19 protein-coding genes are annotated in these 21,706 nt (G+C 66.4%); 10 read left to right on the top strand and 9 right to left on the bottom strand.

Annotated elements, in window-relative coordinates:
- The first annotated feature begins 44 nt into the window (after positions 1-44).
- From KF791_05960 to KF791_05935, 6 genes are all read left to right on the top strand, one after another.
- Positions 45-1,391 carry an oligosaccharide flippase family protein gene (locus KF791_05960; protein ID MBX3732121.1) on the top strand — a complete coding sequence of 449 codons (1,347 nt, stop codon included), beginning with the start codon at positions 45-47 and terminating at the stop codon, positions 1,389-1,391.
- The gene (locus tag KF791_05955; GenBank protein ID MBX3732120.1) at positions 1,378-2,292 is read left to right on the top strand and encodes a hypothetical protein; all 915 of its coding nucleotides are present in this window, start codon (positions 1,378-1,380) and stop codon (positions 2,290-2,292) included. The genes KF791_05960 and KF791_05955 overlap by 14 nt, the downstream gene beginning before the upstream one ends.
- Positions 2,289-3,179, top strand: a complete 891-nt coding sequence (locus KF791_05950; protein ID MBX3732119.1) for a hypothetical protein — start codon at positions 2,289-2,291, stop codon at positions 3,177-3,179. The genes KF791_05955 and KF791_05950 overlap by 4 nt, the downstream gene beginning before the upstream one ends.
- A complete protein-coding gene (locus KF791_05945) occupies positions 3,176-4,186 on the top strand; it encodes an NAD(P)-dependent oxidoreductase (protein ID MBX3732118.1) in 1,011 nt (336 codons plus the stop codon). Before KF791_05950 ends, KF791_05945 begins: the two co-directional genes overlap by 4 nt.
- A 198-nt stretch (positions 4,187-4,384) precedes the next feature.
- A complete protein-coding gene (locus KF791_05940; GenBank protein MBX3732117.1) occupies positions 4,385-5,176 on the top strand; it encodes a WecB/TagA/CpsF family glycosyltransferase in 792 nt (263 codons plus the stop codon).
- Positions 5,177-5,255: 79 nt separating this feature from the next.
- Positions 5,256-6,233 (top strand): NAD-dependent epimerase/dehydratase family protein, encoded by a 978-nt coding sequence (locus KF791_05935; GenBank protein MBX3732116.1) that lies wholly within the window; start codon positions 5,256-5,258, stop codon positions 6,231-6,233.
- 97 nt (positions 6,234-6,330) lie between these two features.
- Here KF791_05935 and KF791_05930 read toward each other — a convergent pair whose 3' ends face one another.
- A complete protein-coding gene (locus KF791_05930; GenBank protein MBX3732115.1) occupies positions 6,331-7,734 on the bottom strand; it encodes an exopolysaccharide biosynthesis polyprenyl glycosylphosphotransferase in 1,404 nt (467 codons plus the stop codon).
- Positions 7,735-8,028: 294 nt separating this feature from the next.
- On the opposite strand from KF791_05930, the gene KF791_05925 reads away from it, so the two are divergent.
- Complete coding sequence (locus KF791_05925; GenBank protein ID MBX3732114.1) at positions 8,029-8,727, top strand: cyclic nucleotide-binding domain-containing protein; 699 nt, start codon at positions 8,029-8,031, stop codon at positions 8,725-8,727.
- Between the two features lie 3 nt (positions 8,728-8,730).
- Here KF791_05925 and KF791_05920 read toward each other — a convergent pair whose 3' ends face one another.
- Both KF791_05920 and KF791_05915 read right to left on the bottom strand, forming a co-directional pair.
- Entirely contained in the window at positions 8,731-9,183 is a 453-nt protein-coding gene (locus tag KF791_05920) for an NUDIX hydrolase (protein MBX3732113.1), read from the bottom strand.
- A 51-nt stretch (positions 9,184-9,234) separates the two neighbouring features.
- The gene (locus KF791_05915) at positions 9,235-9,885 is read right to left on the bottom strand and encodes a DUF2959 family protein (GenBank protein MBX3732112.1); all 651 of its coding nucleotides are present in this window, start codon (positions 9,883-9,885) and stop codon (positions 9,235-9,237) included.
- 172 nt (positions 9,886-10,057) lie between these two features.
- On the opposite strand from KF791_05915, the gene KF791_05910 reads away from it, so the two are divergent.
- A complete protein-coding gene (locus KF791_05910; GenBank protein MBX3732111.1) occupies positions 10,058-10,894 on the top strand; it encodes a universal stress protein in 837 nt (278 codons plus the stop codon).
- A 10-nt stretch (positions 10,895-10,904) separates the two neighbouring features.
- Here the strand turns inward: KF791_05910 and KF791_05905 are convergent, their stop codons facing one another.
- Entirely contained in the window at positions 10,905-12,233 is a 1,329-nt protein-coding gene (locus tag KF791_05905) for a universal stress protein (GenBank protein MBX3732110.1), read from the bottom strand.
- A gap of 146 nt (positions 12,234-12,379) precedes the next feature.
- Here KF791_05905 and KF791_05900 point away from each other — a divergent pair, with 146 nt between their 5' ends.
- The gene (locus tag KF791_05900; GenBank protein MBX3732109.1) at positions 12,380-13,390 is read left to right on the top strand and encodes a hypothetical protein; all 1,011 of its coding nucleotides are present in this window, start codon (positions 12,380-12,382) and stop codon (positions 13,388-13,390) included.
- Positions 13,391-13,442: 52 nt separating this feature from the next.
- Here the strand turns inward: KF791_05900 and mnmA are convergent, their stop codons facing one another.
- The 3 genes from mnmA to KF791_05885 form a co-directional block, all read right to left on the bottom strand.
- Entirely contained in the window at positions 13,443-14,549 is a 1,107-nt protein-coding gene (mnmA, locus tag KF791_05895) for a tRNA 2-thiouridine(34) synthase MnmA (protein MBX3732108.1), read from the bottom strand.
- A gap of 51 nt (positions 14,550-14,600) precedes the next feature.
- Positions 14,601-15,644 carry a UDP-3-O-(3-hydroxymyristoyl)glucosamine N-acyltransferase gene (gene lpxD, locus KF791_05890; protein MBX3732107.1) on the bottom strand — a complete coding sequence of 348 codons (1,044 nt, stop codon included), beginning with the start codon at positions 15,642-15,644 and terminating at the stop codon, positions 14,601-14,603.
- A gap of 97 nt (positions 15,645-15,741) precedes the next feature.
- A complete protein-coding gene (locus tag KF791_05885) occupies positions 15,742-16,230 on the bottom strand; it encodes a hypothetical protein (protein ID MBX3732106.1) in 489 nt (162 codons plus the stop codon).
- Here KF791_05885 and KF791_05880 point away from each other — a divergent pair.
- Positions 16,229-17,284 carry a GDP-mannose 4,6-dehydratase gene (locus tag KF791_05880; protein MBX3732105.1) on the top strand — a complete coding sequence of 352 codons (1,056 nt, stop codon included), beginning with the start codon at positions 16,229-16,231 and terminating at the stop codon, positions 17,282-17,284. The genes KF791_05885 and KF791_05880 overlap by 2 nt on opposite strands.
- A 90-nt stretch (positions 17,285-17,374) precedes the next feature.
- Here the strand turns inward: KF791_05880 and KF791_05875 are convergent, their stop codons facing one another.
- Together KF791_05875 and KF791_05870 are read right to left on the bottom strand one after the other, a co-directional pair.
- Positions 17,375-20,554 (bottom strand): efflux RND transporter permease subunit, encoded by a 3,180-nt coding sequence (locus KF791_05875; GenBank protein MBX3732104.1) that lies wholly within the window; start codon positions 20,552-20,554, stop codon positions 17,375-17,377.
- Positions 20,551-21,633: an efflux RND transporter periplasmic adaptor subunit gene (locus KF791_05870; GenBank protein MBX3732103.1), complete on the bottom strand. Its 1,083-nt coding sequence runs from the start codon at positions 21,631-21,633 to the stop codon at positions 20,551-20,553. The genes KF791_05875 and KF791_05870 overlap by 4 nt, the downstream gene beginning before the upstream one ends.
- Between the last annotated feature and the right edge of the window lie 73 nt (positions 21,634-21,706).

Raw genomic sequence — 21,706 nt, 5'->3', positions numbered from 1 at the left:
TTCCCGCTGCTGCCCGTCGGTTTCCCCCCATCTCCCGCCGCTTCATGAACGCCGTCGAACCGGTCCGCATCCGTCCGGGATTCCCCTCCCTGGCGTGGATCCGCCAGATGCTGGCGACGGCGGGTCGGCGGCGGGGCGAAATCCTCGCCATGCTGGGGACGGTGTCCACGCCCGCCGTGAACCTGGTGTACGGCCTGCTGGTGTTTCGCAACATGACCCCGGAGATGGCCGGCCTGGTGGCCACCGCGGCGATTCTGCCCTTTTATCTGACCTTTCTGAACTTCGGGGTCCTGAACGGCCAGCAACGCGAACTGCCGTTCGCCCTGGGTGCCGGCGACCGGGAACGCGCCAACCGCATCCTGCAAACCGCTTCGCAGGTCAGTCTGGCCGCGGGAACCGTCGGCGCCCTGGTCTGCGTCGGAACCGGGCTGATCTCCCTGCTCCTCAAGAAGCCCCCGTTGCTGGTGCTGGCCTTCTGCGGGGCGGGCCTCGGGGCCTTTGCCTACCAGGTCGTGACCCACACGGACATCGCCCTCCGGTCGGAGAACCGGTACCTGCGCCAGGCGTGGGCGGTGATCGGAACCAACCTGATCTCCCTGGTGACCTGTGCCCTGATTCCGATCGCGGGAACCCTGGGCGCAATCGGGCGGGGAGCGCTGTCCTCGCTGGGTTCCCTCGCGGTGCGCTGGCGGACGGGCCTCTGGACCCCCGGGGGCCGCTGGAATCTGCAGGAAGCGCGGGCGCTGTCCCGCACCGGCCTCCCCCTGATGATCTCGGGAGCACTGGCCAGCCTGCTGATGGTGGCGGACCGGACGATGGTCGCGGTACTGCTGCCCAAGCAGGAAATGGGCGAATTCCAACTGGCGGGGATGATCGTCAACAGCCTGACCTTTGTACCCACCTCGCTGTCGCTGATCCTGTTTCCGAAGATCGCCCGGGCTTATGGCGAGCACCGGTCGCGCCGCCGCCTGCGCCGGTACGTCTGGATCAGTCTGCTGTTCAACACCGCCACGCTGATCCCGGTGAGCGCCCTGTGTTTCTTCATTATCGGACCGGTGGTCGAGAGGTTCTTCCCGGCATATGCCCCGGGCATCCCGGCGGCGCGGCTCGCCTGTGTCACCTGCGTGTTCTGGGTGTACCTGGGTGTGGGCTCCGTGATCGGGGTCATCAACCGCATGACCCCATATCTGTGTGCCCTGGGGGCGGTGCTGGTGATCATCTTCGGAGCGTCGGCGTGGCTGATCCATCTGGGGCACGGCATCATGGGGGCCGCCATCGCGAGGCTGATCGGCACCGCCATCCTGTGCGTGTTTACGATCCTGTACTCGCTACACCTCACCTCCAGTGAGATCGCGGAACCTGCGGACAAGGAGGGGCATGCGGCCGGCTGAGATCAACCTGCAGGACCCCCTCCAGGGCCGGCGCTGGCTGCAACTGCTCCAACCGGACGCCGGATGCGGCTTCCGCCTGCAGCCGGGACTCGACCTGCAGGCCCGTCGGCTGGGATTTTCCTTGAATTCCAACGCCCACGGGCTGCGGGGGCCTGCCGATGGCGGCGCCCCAAACGTGGTCCTCGGAACGTCGTTTGCCATGGGAATTGCCGTTCACAACGAGGAAAACTGGTGGGCGCTGGCCCTGCCCCCGCGGGGCTGGCTGAATCTGGGGCTGGCCGTCGGGATCCGGGAATGGGGGGACCTTCTCTCGAGATTCTACCGGGGTGGCCACGAGCGGGTGTGGTTTCTGTACCATCCCAACCTCTGGGCGCACTGCCGGATGTACGAGCGCTGGAGGGAATCGGGCACCGACGTGTTTCGGGCCCTGCGCTGGCGTCGCGACCTGGCCTCCTGCATTTATCTCAAGTTGCGGCGCATTCTCCGGAGGCCTCAATTGATTCGCACCGGCCGACTGTTGCACCATCGGACCGGCGGCGGGACCATGGAAATTGACACGGAATACGTCCATCTCGATTTCGACGGGGCCGGGACCCTTTTCCAAAGGAATCTCGACCTTCTTTCCGGGATCCTGTCCCGGTTTCGGGAAGTCCACATGGTGCGACTTCAGATCAAACAGGAGCTGGTCCCGGAGGGTGCCTCCAATGAGAATCTCCGGCGCACCTGCAGCAGCTACGACCGCTGGTACGAGGCGACATGCAGCGGGCTGGCTTCGCTGCCCGGGCTCCGGGTCCACCCCGCGCCCCTGATGACGCTCGATGACTTTCACCCGAGAGACTCCCACTGGAACGCCGCAGGCAACCGACGCTTTGCCGCCTGGCTGCAGTCATGGATCCCGTGAACACAACCCCAACAAGTTCCGGTCCCGCGCCGTGGGTCGCGCCGTCGCTGATGACCCGGGGCATTCGGAAACTGCGACGACTGGCCTTGCAGCCGCTGCGCAGCGCCGGAATGGCGCTCGGCGCCAATGACGAGCGCATCCTGGCCCTGAAAAACCGCCACGCAGGACGCCGCGCCTTCGTGCTGGGCAACGGCCCCAGTCTCAAGGTGGCCGATCTCGACCGCCTAGAGCAGGAAATCACCTTCGCCTCGAACAAGGTGTACCTGGCCTTTGACCAGACAGCATGGCGGCCAACCTACTACTCCGTGTGCGACAAGCTGGTGGCCCGCAACAATGCGCAGACCATCGCCGCCACCCCGCTGAACCGGCTGATGTCCGACGCCGTGCGCGACTTCTTCGGGCCCGATCTCCCCGCCACGTGGGTCCGCGAGCTGTCCGTACCCCCCGGTGAGCCCGACACCGTCCATCCGTTCTCCGACAACCTGCTCGTCGGCCACTACGGCGGCTGCTCGATCGTCTTCAACCAGCTGCAGATGGCCTATTACATGGGCATCCGGGAGGTGATCCTCATCGGGCTGGATTTCTCCTTCCAACTCCCCAGCCAGCAGGTGGCGACCGAGGTGCCTGGCGCCGGGTATGAGGTCGCGTTGAGGTCCCAGGGCGAGGTCAACCACTTCCACCCGGACTACCGGAAGGCGGGCGAGGCGTGGGCCGTCCCCAACATGGAAGGCCAGCGCGCTGCGTTCCGGTCGGCGCTTGCACGGTTCGAGGCTGACGGACGCCGCATCGTCAACGCCTCGCGCACCACCAAACTCGATGTCTTCCCCCGGGCCGACTTCGACGCCCTCGTCCCCAATCCCCCGCAGAAAGCGGGAATTTCAACATGAAGGTATTGCTCACCGGTGGGAGCGGCTTCATTGGCCGCCACCTCATTGCCCAGCTGCACTCGGAAGGCCACGAGGTCGCCAATCTCGACATCGCCCCGCCCTCGGAACCATCGCACAGGGCCCTCTGGCGCGAGGGGTCCATCCTCGACCCCGGGTCGTTGAGCCAGTGCTTCCGCGAATTCCAGCCCCAGGGCGTCGTGCACCTCGCCGCCCTGGCGGTGATGGAGGGGCGGTCTCTGGCTGACTTCCGGGCCAACACCGACGGCACCGCCAACGTGCTCGCCGCCGTCAAAGCGGCCGGAACGGTGCAGCGCCTCGTGGTCACCTCCACCCAGCACGTCCGCAAACCCGGCAGCGGCCCGCCCAAGTCCGACGACGATTACGTCCCGTACATGCTCTACGGAGAAAGCAAGGTCATCACCGAACAACTCACCCGGGCGGCCGGCCTGCCCGGCCACTGGACCCTGATCCGGCCGACCGCAGTCTGGGGTACCCATCATCCCCTCCTGACTTCCGGACTTTGGCGGCTGATCCACCGGGGCCTCTACCGGCACCCGTCGCACGACCCGGTGATCCGCTCCTACGGCTATGTGGAGAACGTGGCATGGCAGATCGGACGAATCCTGTCCCTGCCCGCAGAAGCCACCCAGGGCCGCACGCTGTACGTCGGGGACGACAACGGGCGGCAGGTCGAATGGATCCACAGTTTCGCACGGGCCCTGACCGGACGCGAGGCGCGTACGGTGCCGCTGTGGAGCCTCCGCGTGCTGGCCCGGATCGGCGACCTGGTGCGCGCCTTTGGCCTGCCCTTCCCCATGTATGCCTCCCGCCTGTACAACCTGATCACCGACAACCCGGTGCCCATCCAGCCGACCTTCGATGTCCTCGGGCGGGGCCCCCGGACCCTGCCGCAAGGGGTCGAGACCACCGCGACCTGGCTGTTGGAGCAATACGGCGACCTGGAGCGGGCCCGATCCCTGCGGGCGGCAACGTCCGCCAAGATTTGAATCGCCTGCCACCGTCGCCTGCCTATAGTGAACCGCCTACGGACGCGATGACGCCCCCTCTGCCCGGCAGGTTCCGCGAATGCCGCCAGTCGTGCCCCGCCTTGCATTGCATTGCCGGCGGGGCGCCATCCCAGCAAAGCGCCGCAGGAGTCCTGCGGAAACCGGGTTCGGACCCCGTTGAGTTCCGCACACTCCGCCATGCCTCAAGTGCCCTTGACGTCTCCACCCCCTGAACCTTCAAGCGGGAAATCCCGCCAGATCCTCGGCGTGCGGTTTTTCACCGGCACCGCTGAAGAGGCCGTTTCGCTGGGCGTCGCAGGCGGCCTGGTGGTGGTTCCAGCCGCCCCGGCGCTCATCGAACTGGGAAAGGATCCCGAGTATCGCGACGCGTTGCTGCACGCCGATCTGGCGATCACCGACAGCGGCCTGATGGTGCTCCTGTGGCAGGTGTTCCGGGGGGAACGGCTCATCCGGGTTTCGGGGCTGGAATACCTCAAGCGGCTCCTGGAGCGTCCGGAATTTCGGTCGCCGGGCCGCCTGGCCTGGGTCATGCCCACCGCGGCGTCGAGGGACCGCAACCTGGAGTGGCTGCGGCGCGAGGGATTCATGTGCTCGGCCGACGACTGCTACCTCGCCCCCATGTATCCCCGCGGACCGATCGCTGACCCTGCTCTCCTGGAATGGGTCGAATCACGCCGGCCGCAGCAGCTCGTCGTCGGACTTGGGGGCGGCACCCAGGAGCGCCTCGGGCATTATCTGCGGTCCCATCTCAGTTACCGGCCCGGCATCCATTGCATCGGGGCCGCAATCGGCTTTCTAACCGGGGATCAGGCGCGAATTCCCGACTGGGCGGACCGGTTCTTCCTCGGATGGCTGTTTCGATGCCTTGAAGCGCCCGCCCGTTTCCTGCCGCGCTATTGGCGCGCCCGCAAGCTGGTGGCGATGATGTGGCGCTACGGCGAGAACCTGCCGCCGCTGGCCACCCCATGACGGAACCGGACGGCCCGGACCGCGTTCACCGGGTGTCCATTTTCCCTGCCTGCTTTCCTGACCAAAACCTGTTGAGCACATGAAAAATGATCTGATTGTAGTTTGCGGCGGCGGCGGCTTCATCGGCGGCCACCTCGTGGCCGACCTGAGGCGCCAGGGCTTCACCCGAATCCGCTGCGTGGATGCCAAGCCCCAGACCGTTTGGTACCAGCGCTTTCCCGACGTCGAAAATCTCGTCCTGGACCTTGAACGGAAGGAGGCCTGCTACGCAGCGGTACAGGGCGCCCACACGGTGTACAATCTTGCGGCCGACATGGGCGGGATGGGCTTCATCGAGCTCAACAAGGGCCTTTGCATGCTTTCCGTGCTCATCAACACCCACCTGTTGATGGCCGCACGCGATTTCGGCATCCAGCGCTACTTCTTCGCCTCCAGCGCCTGCGTGTACAATGCCGACAAGCAGCGCGATCCCAACGTGACGGCACTGAAGGAGGCGGATGCCTACCCGGCCCTGCCCGAGGACGGCTACGGCTGGGAGAAGCTGTTCAGCGAACGCATGTGCCGGCATTTCCGGGAGGACTTCGGAGTGGTCACGCGGATCGGGCGCTACCACAATGTGTACGGTCCGTTCGGCACCTACGACGGGGGCCGCGAGAAGGCCCCGGCGGCCACGTGCCGGAAAGTCATCACCGCCAAACTCACCGGAAATCACGAGATCGAGATCTGGGGTGACGGCCATCAGACCCGATCGTTCATGTACATTGACGACTGCCTGAAGGGCACCCAGATGCTCACCGCAAGCGACTTCGTCGAGCCGATCAACATCGGGTCCAGCGAACTGGTCTCCATCAATCAACTCGTGGACATCGTCGAGGAGATCGCGGGCCTGAAGCTCAAGCGGACCTACAACCTGAAGGCGCCCAAGGGCGTCAACGGCCGCAATTCCGACAATACGCTCATCCAAAAGGTGTTCGCATGGGAACCCGGCACCCGGTTGCGGGACGGCATGGAAAAGACCTACCGCTGGATCCATGACCAGATGACTGCGGCGAAGTGACCGGCATCTTCATGAGCCCGCGACGGCGGGATCCCGGCATCGGCCGGGGTCCCGCCGTTTGCGTTTGTCGGACGCCCTGCCGGACCCCCTTTGGAGGTCAGAAGGCCGATTTGGGGGGCACGATGACCTGGAAGGCGGTCCGGAGGATCAGCAGAAAATCGAGCGCGATGGACCAGTTCTCGATGTATTCGATGTCGGCGAGCACCCGAAGCCGCAGCGCCTCATCCGTCCGCGCCTCGCCCCGGTAACCGCGAACCTGCGCCAGGCCGGTGATTCCGGGCTTCACGAAGGTGCGCACGTGATAATTGGCCATGATCCGGGACCATTGATCATTGTGGGCGGCCAGGTGCGGACGCGGCCCGACCACGCTCATGCTCCCCTTGAGCACATTAAAAAACTGCGGAAGCTCATCAATGCTGAGCTTCCGGAACCACCGACCGGCAGGATACACGCGTTCATCGCCCTTGGAGGTCTGCCGTTTGACGTCAAGGTCGTGCACATGCATGGACCGGTATTTATAAATGGCGAAGGGCTGGTTCTGCATCCCGGCGCGCATCTGCACATAAAACACCGGCCCCGGGGACTGGAGTCGCTGGAACAACCACACGATCGCCGTGGTCACCGGAAGAATGAACAACACGACCGGGAGCGACACCGCGATGTCGAGGGAACGCTTCAACAACCGGTTGAACGGGCTCTCCAATGGTTCCTCCCGGAGCGTCAGAAACCGGATCCCATCCTCGTCCACCATCGTCACCGCCTGACCGAACTTCTCCTCAAAATCGGTCAGGACCAGCAACCGGATCCCCCGCCGCTCGCACAGTGAAGTGATGAACTGCAGGACGTTCCGGAACATCGGAAAGCCGCTGACCAGCAACTGGGTGGCCTTGGTCTCCGTCAACACCCGCTCCACGTCCTCGGTGCCGCCCAGCACCGGGAGATTGGACAGCGCGCCGCGGGTCGGACTGTCGGACAGGATGCCCAGCACATGGAGCCCGATCCGCTCCTGGCGTCCGAGCCATGGGCCCAGATTCTCCAGATGCCCCCCAATGCTGTAGAGGATGGTGCGTTCGACCCGGTCGCCGGCAAACAGGCGCCGCGCCAGCCAGGAAGGCAGCTTGGAATTGCTGGCGACCAACAACAGGTACACCAGGGGCAGAAAGGTGAAGAGGAACATCCGGGAGATGTTCTTGTCCTTGGTGATGACGAGGACAAACAGCAGCAGCGTGGAAATCCAGAGCGTCTGCACGAACGAATCCCGGAGGCGGTCCAGGACCCTCAACCGGAGGAGCGCCCGTCGCTCCGACTGGGTGGTCAATCCCTTGAGGAGCAACCCGGTCACCGAGAGCAGCGAATAGATCGCGTACCGCCGGTAATCCACCGCACCGGGCGGATACATGAGTGCGAACACCCCCAGCCAGCCCCAAAACAGCAGCATCACCAGAACCGCCTGAACGATGCAGTGGAGGACGTAGAGACCGCGGGATCTTTCAGATATCATTGGCCGTCAACTGACTGGAAGAGCGGTGGACGCAACCCTCAGCGTCCCCAAACATGGAAAGGTCTGTTCGACGACTCGGACCGGAAATAGTCATGACACGGCATGGATCGCGTTGAACCCGCAAAGCCCGCAGGAACGGGAGAAGAAACTCTCCCCGGCTCTGGGTCGCGCCGCCCTCCCGGGACTCCGGGCGGCGCGAGTACACCGAAGCCACGTCGCCAAGTCGAGCCGGATTGCCGCGGTGCTCCTTCTTTTTCTTTGCGTGTTCCCGGCGGACGGCGTTCCCATACGTCCATGAACCCCCCTCCGGAGGCGGCGAGCTACCGGGTCTGGGCGCTGGACGACTCAGTGTACGGTCCCGTGGGTGTGGAGGTGCTGAAGGAATGGGTGCGCGACGAGCGGATCCTCCCCGAATCCTGGGTGTTTTGCGAGGGGACCCGGCGGTGGCTTCAAGCGGGGCAGATGCCCGCGCTCCGCCGTCTCTTCGGATTGGAGGACCCCGCGGTCGACGACTCCGGTCCCCATCCGATGCTCAAGCCGTCCATCCTCCGCCGCATCCGCGCCTTTGGCGAACTGTCCGACGACGACCTCGCCGCGCTGATTCCGCTGGGCAGCGTCCTCCAACTGCCCGCCTTCCACACGATCATGCGCGCCAACACGCCCTCGGACGACATCTACTTCGTGATTGATGGGCAGGTGCGCCAGCGGATCATCGTGCGTCAACGCGAGATCCTCATCGCGGTGAAGGAGGCGGGCGCGGCGTTCGGTTACATCGCGCTGTTCGACGGAGGTCCGCACGTCACCGACGCCGTCAGTGATTCGCCCGTGACGCTGTTCCGCATCCCGACGTCGCGGCTGCGCGAGCTCTGCCGCGTCCGCCCCGAGATCGGTGTGTCCATTCTCTCCTCGCTGGGCCGGTCGCTCGCCCAGCGGATCCGCTCCGACGATCGTCACCTCTATGAGCTGGTGGCCCTGAGCCAGGGAGGCCACTGACCGTCAAAGTTCCGGCGCCGGCAGGTGACGCAGCAGCTCCCGGTTTTGCTCGTGGGTGAGCAGGCGCAACGCCTCGTCGCGGCCAACCCAGCGGACTTCCGCCACCTCGTCCGTATCCCCAGGCGTCCCCGCCTCGAGCGCGGTCATTTCCCAAAGGCAGACCACCTTGTTCCGACCCGCAACCGGGTACTGCATCACGCCGGCAAACCGGCCCAGGCGCGCCCGCACTCCGGTCTCCTCCAGCACCTCGCGCAGGGCCGCCTCGGGAAAGGTCTCGCCAGGGTCCAGCTTGCCTTTGGGCAGGGACCATTCATCGGTCCCATGACGGCAGCGCCGGATCAGCAGCAATTCGGGCCCGCGTTCACCCGCACGCCACACCAGTCCGCCCGCGGCACGCAGCGGGAATTGCGATTCCTGAAGTTGAGGCTCTGACATTGCGGCACCGTCCGGGACCATCCAAGCCGGCCCCGGGCCGCGCCGGCAATGCCCAAAAACATCCTCCGGCTATCAAGGGGGCATCGAGCGGAGGAATGCATCGGCACGGGCGATGGACTCGCGCACCTGTTCCGACCAACGGTCGGCATCGCCCGACAAGGCGGTGAGGCCGGATTGAACCCCGGCGGCCACTGCGGGCGTCCAGGGCCGCGACAGGTGCGGCAAGGGATCCGCCAGCTGGCTCAGAACCGGATCGGCCGCCGATTCGACCATGCGGACGGTGGAGGTGAACTGGTGGAAGCGCGTTCGCGTCTCGTTCAGCTGCCGGCGACTGCCGGACGCCTCCAAGGGGTCTGCGCGGCCGCGAATTTCGAGCTCCCAGGCCGCGAAGAGTTCGGACGCAATCCGTTCCAGGTCCCGGAATCGCGACCGCACAACCGCCGTGGCCCTTCCGAGGGCATCCTGAATCTCCAACAGCGACTCGTATTTCCGGACGAGTTCGCCGAAATCCCCCTCCGAGGCCCCCTGCAACCGGCGTCGCAATTCGCCAATCTGCACGTCGAGCGCAACCTCGCTCTCACGCACCGCTTCCACGGCGAGGCGGAGCCGCTGACGCCCCTCGCCACGAAAGGCCTCTGGAACCCTTTCGCCGGATGACTGGCAACCCGTGGCGACGAGCAGCACTCCCAAAAACGCAGCCAACCGTCCAAATGTCCGGACCACGCGTTCACGATATCCAGCGTCTTCGGCCCGGCAACCGGGATCCGTCGCGCGCCGGCGGACGCCGGCGTCGGGACCTTGTGGAACCCGGCCCTGCGGGCAGCGAACGGGAGCGGACGGCCATTGCATCGCCCGCGTTTTTTCAAGACGCTGCCTCCACAATTCATCCCCCTCCATGTCTGCGAACGGCTACCGATCCATTCTCCACCCCACGGATTTTTCACGGGGCAGCGACGCCGCCTTTGCCCATGCGGTCCGCATCGCCGTGGCCTTCCAGTCGGTTCTCCATCTCCTGCACGTGGGCACGCTGGACGAGCCGACCGACTGGGCGGATTTCCCGGGTGTTCGTGAGACGCTCACCCGCTGGGGGCTGCTGCCGCCCGGCGCACACCACCGGGATCTCTCCCTGCTCGGACTTCATGTCCGCAAGGCACAAAAGCTCTCGGACGACCCCGCCGAGGCGATCAGTCGTTTCGTCATGGTCCATGAGGTGGATCTCATGGTGGTGTCCACCCACCAGCGCCAGGGGCTGAGCCGGCTGCTGCACCCGGGCCTGGCGGAGGCGATTGCGCGCACCTCGGGAACTCGCACGCTCTTTGTGCCGCGGCGGGTGCCGGGATTCGTCCACGCTGAAAGCGGCGCAATTTCGCTGAGGCACATCCTGATCCCGGCCGACCGGGATCCGCGGCCACAACGAGCGATCGAGGCCGCGGCCGATCTGGTCCGGACCCTGGGCGTGGGTCCCGGCACGATCACGGTGCTGCACGTCGGCTCCGAGGAGGACCTGACCCGCATCCCCAGGCCGGAAATCCCCGGCTGGGCGGTCGAGTTTGTCACGGTGACCGGGGATGTGGTGGACACGATCCTGGAGGTCAGTGACGAACGGGAGGCGGACTTGATCGTGATGGGCACCCGTGGGCGACACGGGTTCCTCGATGCAATCCGCGGCACGACCACGGAGCGCGTGCTGCGCGGGGCAAAATGCCCGTTGCTGACGGTTCCGTCGGCATGAGGCTCCGGAGTCAGGCCTTCGGGGATGGCACCAGATGCACGGGCACCGGGCTGTTCCTCATGACCGTCTGCGCGACGGACCCCAGCAGGACGCTCATCGCGGCGCTCCGCCCGTGGCTGCTGAGGCAGATGGCATGTGCCCCAAACCGAAGGGCCTCGGCGAGGAGGGCCTCGGCAACCTGATCGGCCTCCAGGATGACGGGCTGAACCAGAATCGCCTTGGATGCGGCCTCGCATGGCACCAGGCGCATCAGGAGGGACTTGAGGTGGCGAATCCGGGACTCGTGCTCACCCGGGGACAGTGGGGCTGACCGCCGGCCCCCCCCCGCGGGCAGCGCATGCACGACGCGCAACGTGCCTCCCTTCGGCAGCAGGGAACAGGCGGTGGCAATGGCGCGGTTGCCGAGAGGCGACAGGTCGGTGGACACCAGTACCCGCTCCAGCACCGGGATCGGCCCCGGAGCGCCCCCGGACTCCACGGGAACCACCGCGACGCTCATCGGGCTGTCGGACAGCAGGGCGCGTGACACGGAACGATGCCAGAGGCGCCGGACGCCGTGGCGCTGGTGGGTGCCGGTCACCATCAGGTCGGCACGGTGTTCCTTCGCCAGCTCGATCAGGACCGCGGGAGGCCCCACCGGCGCCAGCACGACTTCCACATCAAAGGGAGTGTCCCCCAGAATCAATCGGGCGCGCTCCGTCAAGTCCCGCTCCAGGATCTGCCGTGTGGATTCCGCCTCGGCGACACCCGGGATTGCTTTTGGCGTCCCGTCCTCGCTGGCCTCGGCGACATACCCCAGCATCACACGAACCGCCCCCACGGCGGCCCAATCCCGCACGAAGGCCAGCGCGGTATCACTCGCAGCCGATCCATCGGTCGCGACAAAAATCCGCAGCGGACGCTTCCCATCCGCCCATTCCCGGAACGGGATGGTGCTGCGCACCACCAAGGTGGGCGCGGCAGCGGATTCGGCGATCCGGTCGGCCGTGCTCCCGAGCAACACTCGCGCCAGGGCGACCCGGCCAACCGATGACAGGACGATCATCCGGGTGCGTCCGGGCCGGACCATCCGCTCCAGGACGGAGACCGGATGCCCCGGCTCCAACCGGGTCTCGACCGGCACTGCAAACGCAGCAAGGGACGCCGCCTGCGCATCGAGTTGCCCGCGGAGTGCCTTCTCCACCGGCGCCCAGATGTCGGGCGTGAGACCGTCGTCCACCGGTGGAGCACACGCATGCACCAGGATCAGGTCATCTCCAAAGCGTCCGGCCAGCAAGGCCGCCGTCGTGGCCGCCTCCGCCGCGTTGGGGCTGAAATCCGTGCCGCAAAGCAGTTTCATGAGGGAAGTCGCTGGTGTTTCCGACGTGGTCGCACGGACTGCGACAAAATGCCAGCGACCGTTTTGGATCCCTGGAATGCCGCGAATCGAGACGGCGGGTGATGAAAAATCTGGCCGTGCCGCCGGGCTTCCGCTGAAATGGTCCCATGATGAAAATCCCTTCCACGACAATCGCCGGTGTGGCCGTCCTGGTCGTCGTTGCCGCCTCCGTCCAGGCGGCGCCAGATTTCGAGAAGGAGATCGTGCCCATCCTGCAGTCGCAGTGTGTCGAATGTCACGGGGCCGACAAACAGAAGGGAAAGCTGCGCCTCGATTCCCTGGAGGTGGTCCTCAAGGGGGGCAAAGGGGGGCCGGCACTGATGGCGGGAGATGCCGCGGCCAGCGAACTGATCAAACGGGTGTCCCTGCCCAAGGAGGACGACGACCGGATGCCACCCGAAGGCGATGGCTTGACGCCGGAACAGATCAACCTGTTGAAGGAATGGATCAACGACGGCGCGAAATGGCCCGAGGGCCTGGTGATCGCTCCGGAAAAGTCTGCTGCAGCGGTGAGCGCGGTCCCTGTCCGGAAGGGGCCGCCCCCGCCCCCGCTCCCCGAACTTCCCAGGGACTTCGCGCCGGGCGCCGGCGAGGCCGCCGCCATCGCCACGATTGCCAAATCGGGGGTTGAGGTTCGGCCCCTGGCCCAGAACATCCCGTGGCGTGAAGCCAATTTTCGCCTGGCCGGCACCAACATCACGGACGAGGTCCTCGTGCCTCTCAGGGACATCGCCAGCCTCGTTGAACTGAACCTTGGAACCACCCGGGTGACCGACGCCGGGCTTGCGGTCATCGCCGGCCTCGGGCACCTGCAAAATCTTCAGGCCCCGCTGACGGCACTGACCGATGCCGGACTCACCCACGTCAAGGGGCTGACCAACCTCGTGACGCTCAACCTGTACGGCACTCAGGTCAGCGACGCCGGACTGGCACACCTCACCGGGCTCAAGCACCTGCGCGCCCTGTACGTGTGGCAAACCCAGGTGACGCCCGAAGGGGCCACCCGCCTTCAGGAGGCGCTACCGGGCCTGTACGTCAACACCGGAGCGGAGCTGCTGGTGATGGCGGCGGCCGAGTCCACCGAAAAGCCGGCTGAGGCCAAGGAGGAAACGAAGTAGTCGGGAAGCCGGGAGGCGCTTCCACCCCGGAAGGTGTTGCCCCACGCGGCCGTCACCCCGGCGGCGACGTGCGGATCCATCCACCTCCCAGCACCTGGTCGTCACCATCCCCGCCGTAAAAGACACAAGCCTGTCCGGGCGTCACCGCCCGCGCCGGCTCGTGCAAGCGGACGGTGGCTCCGCCGTCCGGCCCGGGCAGAACCCGGGCACCCACCCCAGGATGGTTGTAGCGAATTCTCGCCACACACTCGATCGCTGCGGGTGGGACCTCCCAGGCAATCCAGTTGCAGTCCTTCACCTCGAACTCCGTCCGTCCCAGATCCTCCTCCGGTCCCACGACGACCTGGTTTCGGGCGGCATCCAACCGGACCACATAGAGCGGCCGGGCGCCGGAAAGCCCAAGGCCGCGCCGCTGTCCGACGGTGTAGAACTCGATGCCCGCATGCTCCCCGAGGGTGCGCCCGGCCGTATCCACGATCTCGCCGCGATGCGGGCTCACCAGCCCCGCGTCCCGCAGGAATTTCCCGTAGTCGTTGTCCGGTACGAAGCAGATTTCCATGCTTTCCTGCTTGTCCGCCGTCCGCAGGGCGCACGCGCGCGCCACGTCGCGGGTCTCGGACTTGGTGCGCTCCCCCAGCGGAAACACGGCCCGGGCGAGTTGGTCCTGCCGCAGGCTGAACAGGAAGTAGCTCTGATCCTTGCGGCGGTCCCGGCCCCGGTACAGCAGGGTCCGGCCGGACACCGGATCGGTCTCCAGTCGTGCGAAATGGCCGGTCGCAATATGGTCGCAACCCAACTGGCGCGCCCGGTCGAGGAGGACCCCGAACTTGAGGTGCTGGTTGCACATCACGCAGGGATTGGGGGTGCGCCCGGCCCGGTATTCCTGCGCGAAATAGCCGATCACCGCCTTCTGGAAGAGGTCGGATTCGTCCACGAGATAGTACGGAATGCCGAGGCGTGCGCAGACGCTTCGGGCGTCCATCACCGCCTGAGGGCCGCAGCACTTGTCCTCCGCGCGGCTTGCGCAGTCCTGGGGCCACAGCTTCAGGGTGACCCCGACGACCTCCCAGCCCGCCGCCAGCAACAGGGCCGCCGTGGCCGAGGAATCCACCCCGCCACTCATTCCGACCAGCACACGGCGCCCGCCCATTCCCGTCATGACCCGGGGATCATGACACAACCCGGCACGGGACGCGACGCCTGCGGTGACTCAGGAGGCTTCAGGCGGGCTGCTTGTGACGCGACTCATGGCCCGTTCCAGTTCCTGCACCCGGCGCAGCAGATCCGGGAGACGCTCGATCGCGATCATCTGCCGTTTCCCATCGCGATCCGGGCGTGCCGGGGCTCCGAGCCAGCTCTGGCCCTCGGGGATGTGGTTCATCACGCCGGCCTTGGCCCCGACGGTGACGCGGTCGCCGATGCGCAAATGGCCGGCAATTCCGGCCTGGCCGGCAATGGTGACGTAGCTGCCGATCTTGGTGCTTCCGGCGACACCCACCTGTGACACGATGATGCAGTGTTCGCCCACGGTCACGTTGTGGGCGATCTGAACGAGGTTGTCTATCTTGGTGCCCCGCCCGATCACCGTCGCCCCGAGAGCGGCCCGATCAATCGTCACGCAGGCACCCAACTCGACATCATCGTGCAAAACAACCTGCCCGACCTGCGGCACCTTGCGATGCTGTCCCTGGTCGAAGACATAACCGAACCCGTCGGCACCCACCACGGAACCGGAATGAATGCGCACCCGCCGTCCCAGCACGGACCGGGGGTACAGCGAGACGTTGGGGAACAGGCGGCACCCTTCACCCAGGATGCAATCGTCGCCGACGAACACCTGCGCCTGCAGCACCACGCCTGCGCCGATCTGGACCCGCTCGCCGACCACGCAATGGGGACCGACGTGAGCCTCGGGATGAATCTCAGCGGAGGCCGCCACGACCGCAGACGGGTGCACCCCCGGGGCGAAAACCGGTTCAGGGAAGAACATCGGGAGCACCCTGGCAAACGCAGTGCGTGGGTTGTCCACTCGAATCAAGACCTTACCGGAGGCCGAGACATACGCCCCGCCGACCAGGATGGCAGACGCGGCGCTCTGGTCGGCGCGCGCGAAGTAGGTGTCATTCTCGGCGAACGTGAGCTCGCCGGGTTTTGCAGAGTCCGCCGGGGCAAACCCCGTCAGGACGAGGCCGGCATCGCCGACCACGGAGCCGCCCAACTGCGCGGCCACCTGGGCACAGGAAAATTCGGGCATAAGGACAAGCGTCCGAAAAGACGCAGGGGAACCCTACGTGCAGTCCTCGCGTGATGGCAATGTTTTGGAGCCCCACGGCCGGAGCCCGGAGCGCCGGTCAACGTTCGTTGGAGGTCTCGCGCCAAAGGGCAATCGCCCCCGTTTCAATCCGCGGCTCGGTCTTCTTGTCCCCGCCGGCGTAGGTGACATTTGTGAACAACAGACGGGTCCGGGCGTAGCCGCGTGCCTCGACCTGGATGTGGACGGCAAAATCGGAATACGTCTCCAGCAGGAGGTACGCATTCTTCACCGCCGCAAGCTGGAACCATCCTTCGCGATCCGTGACGGCCACCAGCGCCCGTTCCTCCATCCTGGGCCCTCCCTTGGTCGGAATGCTGCTCCCGGCAACGCCGGACCGGACTCGCGACACCGACGCGCCCCGGATCGGCTCCCGGGTGCTGCCGTCCACCACCTGTCCGGTCACCCGTGCCTCGGTCCAGGCCTGATGGGGCGGTGCAAGGTATTCGCATCCAACCGGCCCCAGCACTCCCAGCACCGTCAGGCCTGCTGCGGCCGCGATCCATTTCCGCCCCGCCCGGAATTTCATGGCAACCAGCATCCTCGGGCCTCCCGACGTTGTCGAACTTCTGCTTTTCCGGAACGGCGGCCAGCCCCACCTTGCGTACGTGAGCAGTGCCGTGCTGGTGACCGGTGGCGCCGGGTTCATCGGATCCCATCTGGTCGAACATCTGATCGCCTCCGGCGAGTCGGTGATCGTGCTGGACGATCTCTCCACCGGGGACCTGGAAAATTTGCGGAGCGTTGCCGGGCATCCCCGCCTGCGGCGGATCCACACCCGGGTCTCGGCCTGCGAAGACCTCGTGGCCCTGGTCGCCGAATGCCGGTTCATCTACCACCTGGCCGCCGCGGTGGGGGTTGAACTGGTGGTGAATTCCCCGATTCGCACCATCGAGACCAATCTCCGGGAGACCGAGGTCCTGCTCGCCGCCGCGGCGTCCGCAACCGTGCCGGTGTTGCTGACCTCGACCTCCGAGGTGTACGGCAAAAGCACGCGGCCGGCATTCTCCGAGGACGATGACCTGCTGATCGGTCCGCCGACCCACGGCCGCTGGAGCTACGCCTGCTCCAAGCTCATGGACGAGTTCCTGGCCATCGCCTACATGCGCGAACGGGGCCTGCCGGTCACCATCGCCCGGCTGTTCAACACCGTCGGCCCCCGGCAGTCCGGTCGCTACGGCATGGTGCTGCCCCGCTTCGTCCAGGCCGCCCTCAGCGGCGCACCCCTCCGCGTTTACGGCGACGGGGGACAAACCCGGTGCTTCTGCCATGTGGCGGACACCGTGGAGGCCCTGCGACGGCTGGAGGCGGTCCCGGCATCCCGCGGCGAGGTGGTCAACGTGGGGCACGACACGCCCATCTCGATACAGGACCTGGCCACACGCGTCCGCGAACTCACCGGTGCCGCCTCGCCGGTGCAGTTCGTCCCTTACGAGGACGCCTACGCTTCAGGATTCGAGGACATGCGCCACCGGCGTCCGTCGCTCGACAAGCTCGAGCGCCTCACCGGATTCCAGCCGCGGACACCGCTCGACGAGATCATCCGCCAGGTGGCGGACCACCTCCGGCCGCCGCCGCGCTAGCCCGGGTCGTTCCCACACGTCCGTCGCGAGGCCGACGCCGCCAACCGGGCGTGCGACCCGCCGCAGCGAACCCGGTGTGCACGGTTCCGGTCAGCCCGGACGGACGGCCGTGGCGGGGACCAGGGACTCCCGATGACCCATGCCCAGTCGCCGGGCCAACCGGGCGCCGGCATCGCTAAAGAGTGTATACACGACCGGAATGATGAAGAGGGTCAGGAACGTGCTGGTCAGCATGCCTCCGACCACGGCAATGCCCATCGGACGCCGGCTTTCGGCACCGGCACCGAAACCAATCGCAATGGGAAGGATGCCGGCAATGGTGGACAAGGCGGTCATGAGGATCGGGCGCAGCCGGACGGTGCCCGCCTGGATCATGGCGTCGTGCGCCGACAGGCCGGCGGCGCGCTGCTGGTTGGCATATTCCACCAGCAGGATGGAGTTCTTGGTTACGAGGCCAATCAGCAGCACGAGACCGATCTGGCTGAACAGATTGAAGTTCATTGCGGGAATCGGGGGGATCACCCCGAGTCTCCCCAGAAAATTCAGCAACCACAGCGCGCCAAAGGCCCCCACGAAGGCGAGCGGCAGCGACAGCATCACGGTCCAGGGATGGATCAGACTTTCAAACTGCGCCGCCAGGGTCATGAATACGATGATCCCGGCAAGCCCCAGGACCCACCAGATCTCCGTGGTCGCATCCGCCAGGCTGCGTGCGTCGCCCTCCCAGGCATATAGAAAGCCCACGGGCAGCTCCCCGGCGAGGAGCGCCTCGACTTGCCGGACCACCGTACCGATGGGCACGGCACCTGGCGATGCCGTGATGCTCGCGGAGCGGAGGCGTCCGTAGTGGTTGATCGCGTTGGGAGCCGCCCCCTCAGACCGGGTCACCAGCGAGCTGAGCTGCACCAGACTTCCCGCCGTGTTGCGGACGAAGATGCGATCGAGGTCGGCGGGTCGGAGCCGGGACTCCCGGGCCAACTGGGCGATGACATCGTACTCCTTGCCTTCCACCTTGATCCGGCTGAGGTCGAGGCCGCCGAACAGGATCTGGAGCGTGCGCGAGACGTCCTCGAGGCTCACTCCAAGCGACGCCGCGCGGTTGCGGTCCACGTGGACTCGCAGTTCCGGTTTGTTGACCTCGTAGCTGACGCGGACGTTGGACAGCAACGGCGCTCCCGCGGCGTTGGTCAGCCCGCGAATGCGGTTCGCAAGGGCGTTGGCGGTCTCGTCGAGGGCCTCCAAGTTCTGGTTCTGCAGCACCAGCTCGAAGGGCGAACTGTTGAAGCTGACCTCGATGGCCTTGGGCAGGTTCGCGATGGCCAGCCCCCCCTCGACCTCGGCAAAGAGCCGCTGGGCGATGCCGCCCGGGCCGTTGACGATCTCCTGGACCGATCGCCGCCGTTCGCTCTTGTCGTTGAACGTGACGAAGACGATGCCGAAGCTGGCCTGTCCGGGCCCGCTGAACCCGGGCGCCACGATGGCCCCGTAGCTCCAGACCTCGGGCACGGAGGCGATGATCGCCTCGGCCTTGCGCAACTGCCGGTCGGTGAACTCGCTGGTCGAGCCGTTGGGGGTGATCACCAGGGCGAACAGGCGCCCCTTGTCCTCCTGCGGCAGAAAGTCCTGCTCGAGTCCCCGGAAGGCCGCCACCATCACCACCATGGTGCCGAGGGTCACCCCCACCATGAGGACGCGATGGCCCAGCGCCCACCGCAGGCCGCGGCCATATATCGCCGCGAGGCCGTCGAACAGCCGCTCAAACAACAGGAACAGCCGCCCATGCTTCACATCCCGGATCGGCTTGAGCAACCGGGACGCCATCGCCGGCGACAGGGTTAGCGCGACGAAGGCGGAGATGATCACGGAGCCGGCCACCGTCACGGCGAACTCGACGAAGAGGCGTCCGGTGGTGCTCTTCTGGAAGGCCAGCGGTGCAAAGACCGCCACCAGTGACACGGTGATGGCGATCACCGCGTAGCTGATCTCCTCCATCGCCTTGAAGGCCGCCTGCATCGGCGAAAGGCCCGCCTCCAGGTGCCGGTAGATCGCCTCCAGCACCACGATGGCGTCGTCCACGACAATGCCGATGCTCAGCACCAGCGCGAGCATCGTGAGGATGTTGATGGAAAAGCCGAGCAGGTAGAGGAGGGCGAAGGTGCCGATGATGGACACCGGGATGGCCACGGCGGGGATCAACGTGGAGCGGACATTCCGGAGGAAGACGAAGATGATGAAGATGACGAGGCAGAAGGCGATGGCGAGCGTCTCCCAGACCTCCTTGATGGACCGCTCGACGAAGACGCTGCTGTCGTAGGCCACCCAGATTTCGCAGCCCGCCGGCAGGGTGGGACGGAGCACCTCCATCTCCGTCTTGACCTTTTGGGCGACGGCAACGGTGTTGGCCTTGGCCTGCTTGACGATGCCCATGAAGACGCAGGGCTGTCCGCGCGCCCGGGCGATGGTCCGGTAGTCTTCGACCCCTTCCTCGGCGTGGCCGATGTCCCTCAGGCGGATGAGGTTCGGGCCGTCGGAACGTACCACCAGCTGGTTGAACTCGTCGGCGGTCCTCAGCTCGCCGCGGGTCTGGATCGTCAGCTCCCGGTCCAGGTTTTCCACGCGGCCGCTGGGCAGCTCGACGTTCTGCTGGCGCAGGGCGCGCTGGACGTCAAGGACCGTGATGCCGCGGGCGGCCATCTTTTCCGAGTCGAGCCACAGGCGCATGGCGAAGCGCTTCTCGCCGCCGATGGTGATGGACGATACGCCGTCAATGCCCTGGAAGCGCGGTTTCAGCTGGCGCTCGGCAAGCGTGGTGAGCTCGAGCGGAGAGTAGCGGTCGCTGTTGAGGGCGATCCAGAGGATCGGCTGGGCGTCGGAATCCTGCTTGGAGATGATGGGCTCCCGGATGTCCTCGGGAAGGTTCCCCCGGACCCGGGACACCCGGTCGCGGACGTCCTGCGCGGCGATGTCAATGTCGCGGGACAGGTCGAACTCGATCGTGATGTTGCTCACGGCCTCGCGGCTCTCCGACTTCAGGGTCTTGATGCCGGGAATGTTGTTGACCGCCTCCTCAAGGCGCTCGGTGACCTCCGTCTCCACGATCTGAGCGTTGGCCCCGGGATACACCGTGGAGACCGAAATTACCGGCGGATCAATGTCAGGAAGCTCGCGCACCGGCAGCCGGGAGAGGCCGATCAGGCCGAAGAGAATCAGCGCGAGATTCATCATCGTCGCGAAGACCGGCCGCTGAATGGCGACGCGGGAAAGGATCACGGCCCCCCCTCCAGGTAGGGTGCGACGGATGCGCCCTCGGCCAGCACCACGGGGGCGCCCGGCCGCAACTTCTGCACCCCCTCAACGATCACCCGCTCGCCTTCGGTCAAGCCGGTCACGATCTCCACGCGGCCCGCAAGGCGCAGCCCGATCTCGACCGGCTTCAGGGCCGCGGTCTCGGTCTCCGTGACAACAAACACCGAGGTGGCGTCCCCGCTGTTCAGAATGGCCGTCTCCGGTATCACCAGCGCCGCCTCGCGCCTTTGGATCCCGAGGTCCATGCTGGCCAGCATGCCGCCGCGCAGTCGGCCCTCGCGGTTCGGAATGCGCGCCTTGACCAGCGCGGTGCGCAGGGCGGGGTCAATCTGGGGCGACACGAAGTAGATCTCCCCCTCGAAAAGGTCGTCGGGATACGCCGCCACCCGGAACGTCAGCGGCATGCCGATCCGCACCTGGCCCAGGTACCGTTCCGGCACCTCCACCTCCACCTTCACCGTGTCGAGATCCACCAGCCACGTCAGGCGGGTGTTCTTGGAGATCACCTGTCCGGGACTCACCAGCCGGGCGCCGGTCAGGCCCGAAAACGGCGCCGTGACCCGGGTGTCCCGCAGTTCGCGGCGCTTCACCTCGACGACCGCCAGCCGTTCGGCGGCCTCGGACGATGCCGCATCGTACTCCGCCTGGGCGATCAACTGGTCCCGCAGCAGCTGGTTGACCCGCGCCAGCGAGGTCTCGGACAGGCGCAGCCGGGCCTCCGCCTCGTTGAGCTGCGCGACCGCCTTGGTGTCGTCCAACTGGACCAGCAGGTCGCCGCGCGCGACCCGCCCGCCCTCGTCGAACCGGATGTCGCGCACGATGCCGTCGGTCTCGGCCTGGACCTCGATCATCTCGTTGGGCACGACGGATCCGACCAGTGACACCGACTCAAGGATTGCCTCCCGGACCACCGGCACCGCCACCACCCGGATGCCGAATCCACCGCCGACCCCGCCGCCCACCGCGGCATCGGCCCCGGATTTCCGGCAGCCCGCCAGCGCCAGCCCGGCCGCCACGAGGGCGGCAAGCACACGCAAATCCATTCGCCGCGCAGTGTGGCCGGGAGTCGCTCCGGCAACAACTCCGGCCCGACAAAATCTGGAGCCGGGTCGGCGG

Source organism: Verrucomicrobiia bacterium (assembly GCA_019634635.1).
Lineage (GTDB): Bacteria > Verrucomicrobiota > Verrucomicrobiia > Limisphaerales > UBA9464 > UBA9464.
The sequence above is the reverse complement of the archived record's forward strand: the minus strand, read 5'-3'. Positions and strand labels throughout refer to the sequence as shown.

Bases quoted from the DNA above. Each gene is read 5' to 3' on its own strand.
- KF791_05960 (MBX3732121.1), top strand. From the start codon at position 45: ATGAACGCCGTCGAACCGGTCCGCATCCGTCCGGGATTCCCCTCCCTG.
- KF791_05955 (MBX3732120.1), top strand. From the start codon at position 1,378: ATGCGGCCGGCTGAGATCAACCTGCAGGACCCCCTCCAGGGCCGGCGC.
- KF791_05945 (MBX3732118.1), top strand. From the start codon at position 3,176: ATGAAGGTATTGCTCACCGGTGGGAGCGGCTTCATTGGCCGCCACCTC.
- KF791_05940 (MBX3732117.1), top strand. From the start codon at position 4,385: ATGCCTCAAGTGCCCTTGACGTCTCCACCCCCTGAACCTTCAAGCGGG.
- KF791_05935 (MBX3732116.1), top strand. From the start codon at position 5,256: ATGAAAAATGATCTGATTGTAGTTTGCGGCGGCGGCGGCTTCATCGGC.
- KF791_05930 (MBX3732115.1), bottom strand. From the start codon at position 7,734: ATGATATCTGAAAGATCCCGCGGTCTCTACGTCCTCCACTGCATCGTT.
- KF791_05925 (MBX3732114.1), top strand. From the start codon at position 8,029: ATGAACCCCCCTCCGGAGGCGGCGAGCTACCGGGTCTGGGCGCTGGAC.
- KF791_05920 (MBX3732113.1), bottom strand. From the start codon at position 9,183: ATGGTCCCGGACGGTGCCGCAATGTCAGAGCCTCAACTTCAGGAATCG.
- KF791_05910 (MBX3732111.1), top strand. From the start codon at position 10,058: ATGTCTGCGAACGGCTACCGATCCATTCTCCACCCCACGGATTTTTCA.
- KF791_05905 (MBX3732110.1), bottom strand. From the start codon at position 12,233: ATGAAACTGCTTTGCGGCACGGATTTCAGCCCCAACGCGGCGGAGGCG.
- KF791_05900 (MBX3732109.1), top strand. From the start codon at position 12,380: ATGATGAAAATCCCTTCCACGACAATCGCCGGTGTGGCCGTCCTGGTC.
- mnmA (MBX3732108.1), bottom strand. From the start codon at position 14,549: ATGACGGGAATGGGCGGGCGCCGTGTGCTGGTCGGAATGAGTGGCGGG.
- lpxD (MBX3732107.1), bottom strand. From the start codon at position 15,644: ATGCCCGAATTTTCCTGTGCCCAGGTGGCCGCGCAGTTGGGCGGCTCC.
- KF791_05880 (MBX3732105.1), top strand. From the start codon at position 16,229: ATGGCAACCAGCATCCTCGGGCCTCCCGACGTTGTCGAACTTCTGCTT.
- KF791_05885 (MBX3732106.1), bottom strand. From the start codon at position 16,230: ATGAAATTCCGGGCGGGGCGGAAATGGATCGCGGCCGCAGCAGGCCTG.
- KF791_05870 (MBX3732103.1), bottom strand. From the start codon at position 21,633: ATGGATTTGCGTGTGCTTGCCGCCCTCGTGGCGGCCGGGCTGGCGCTG.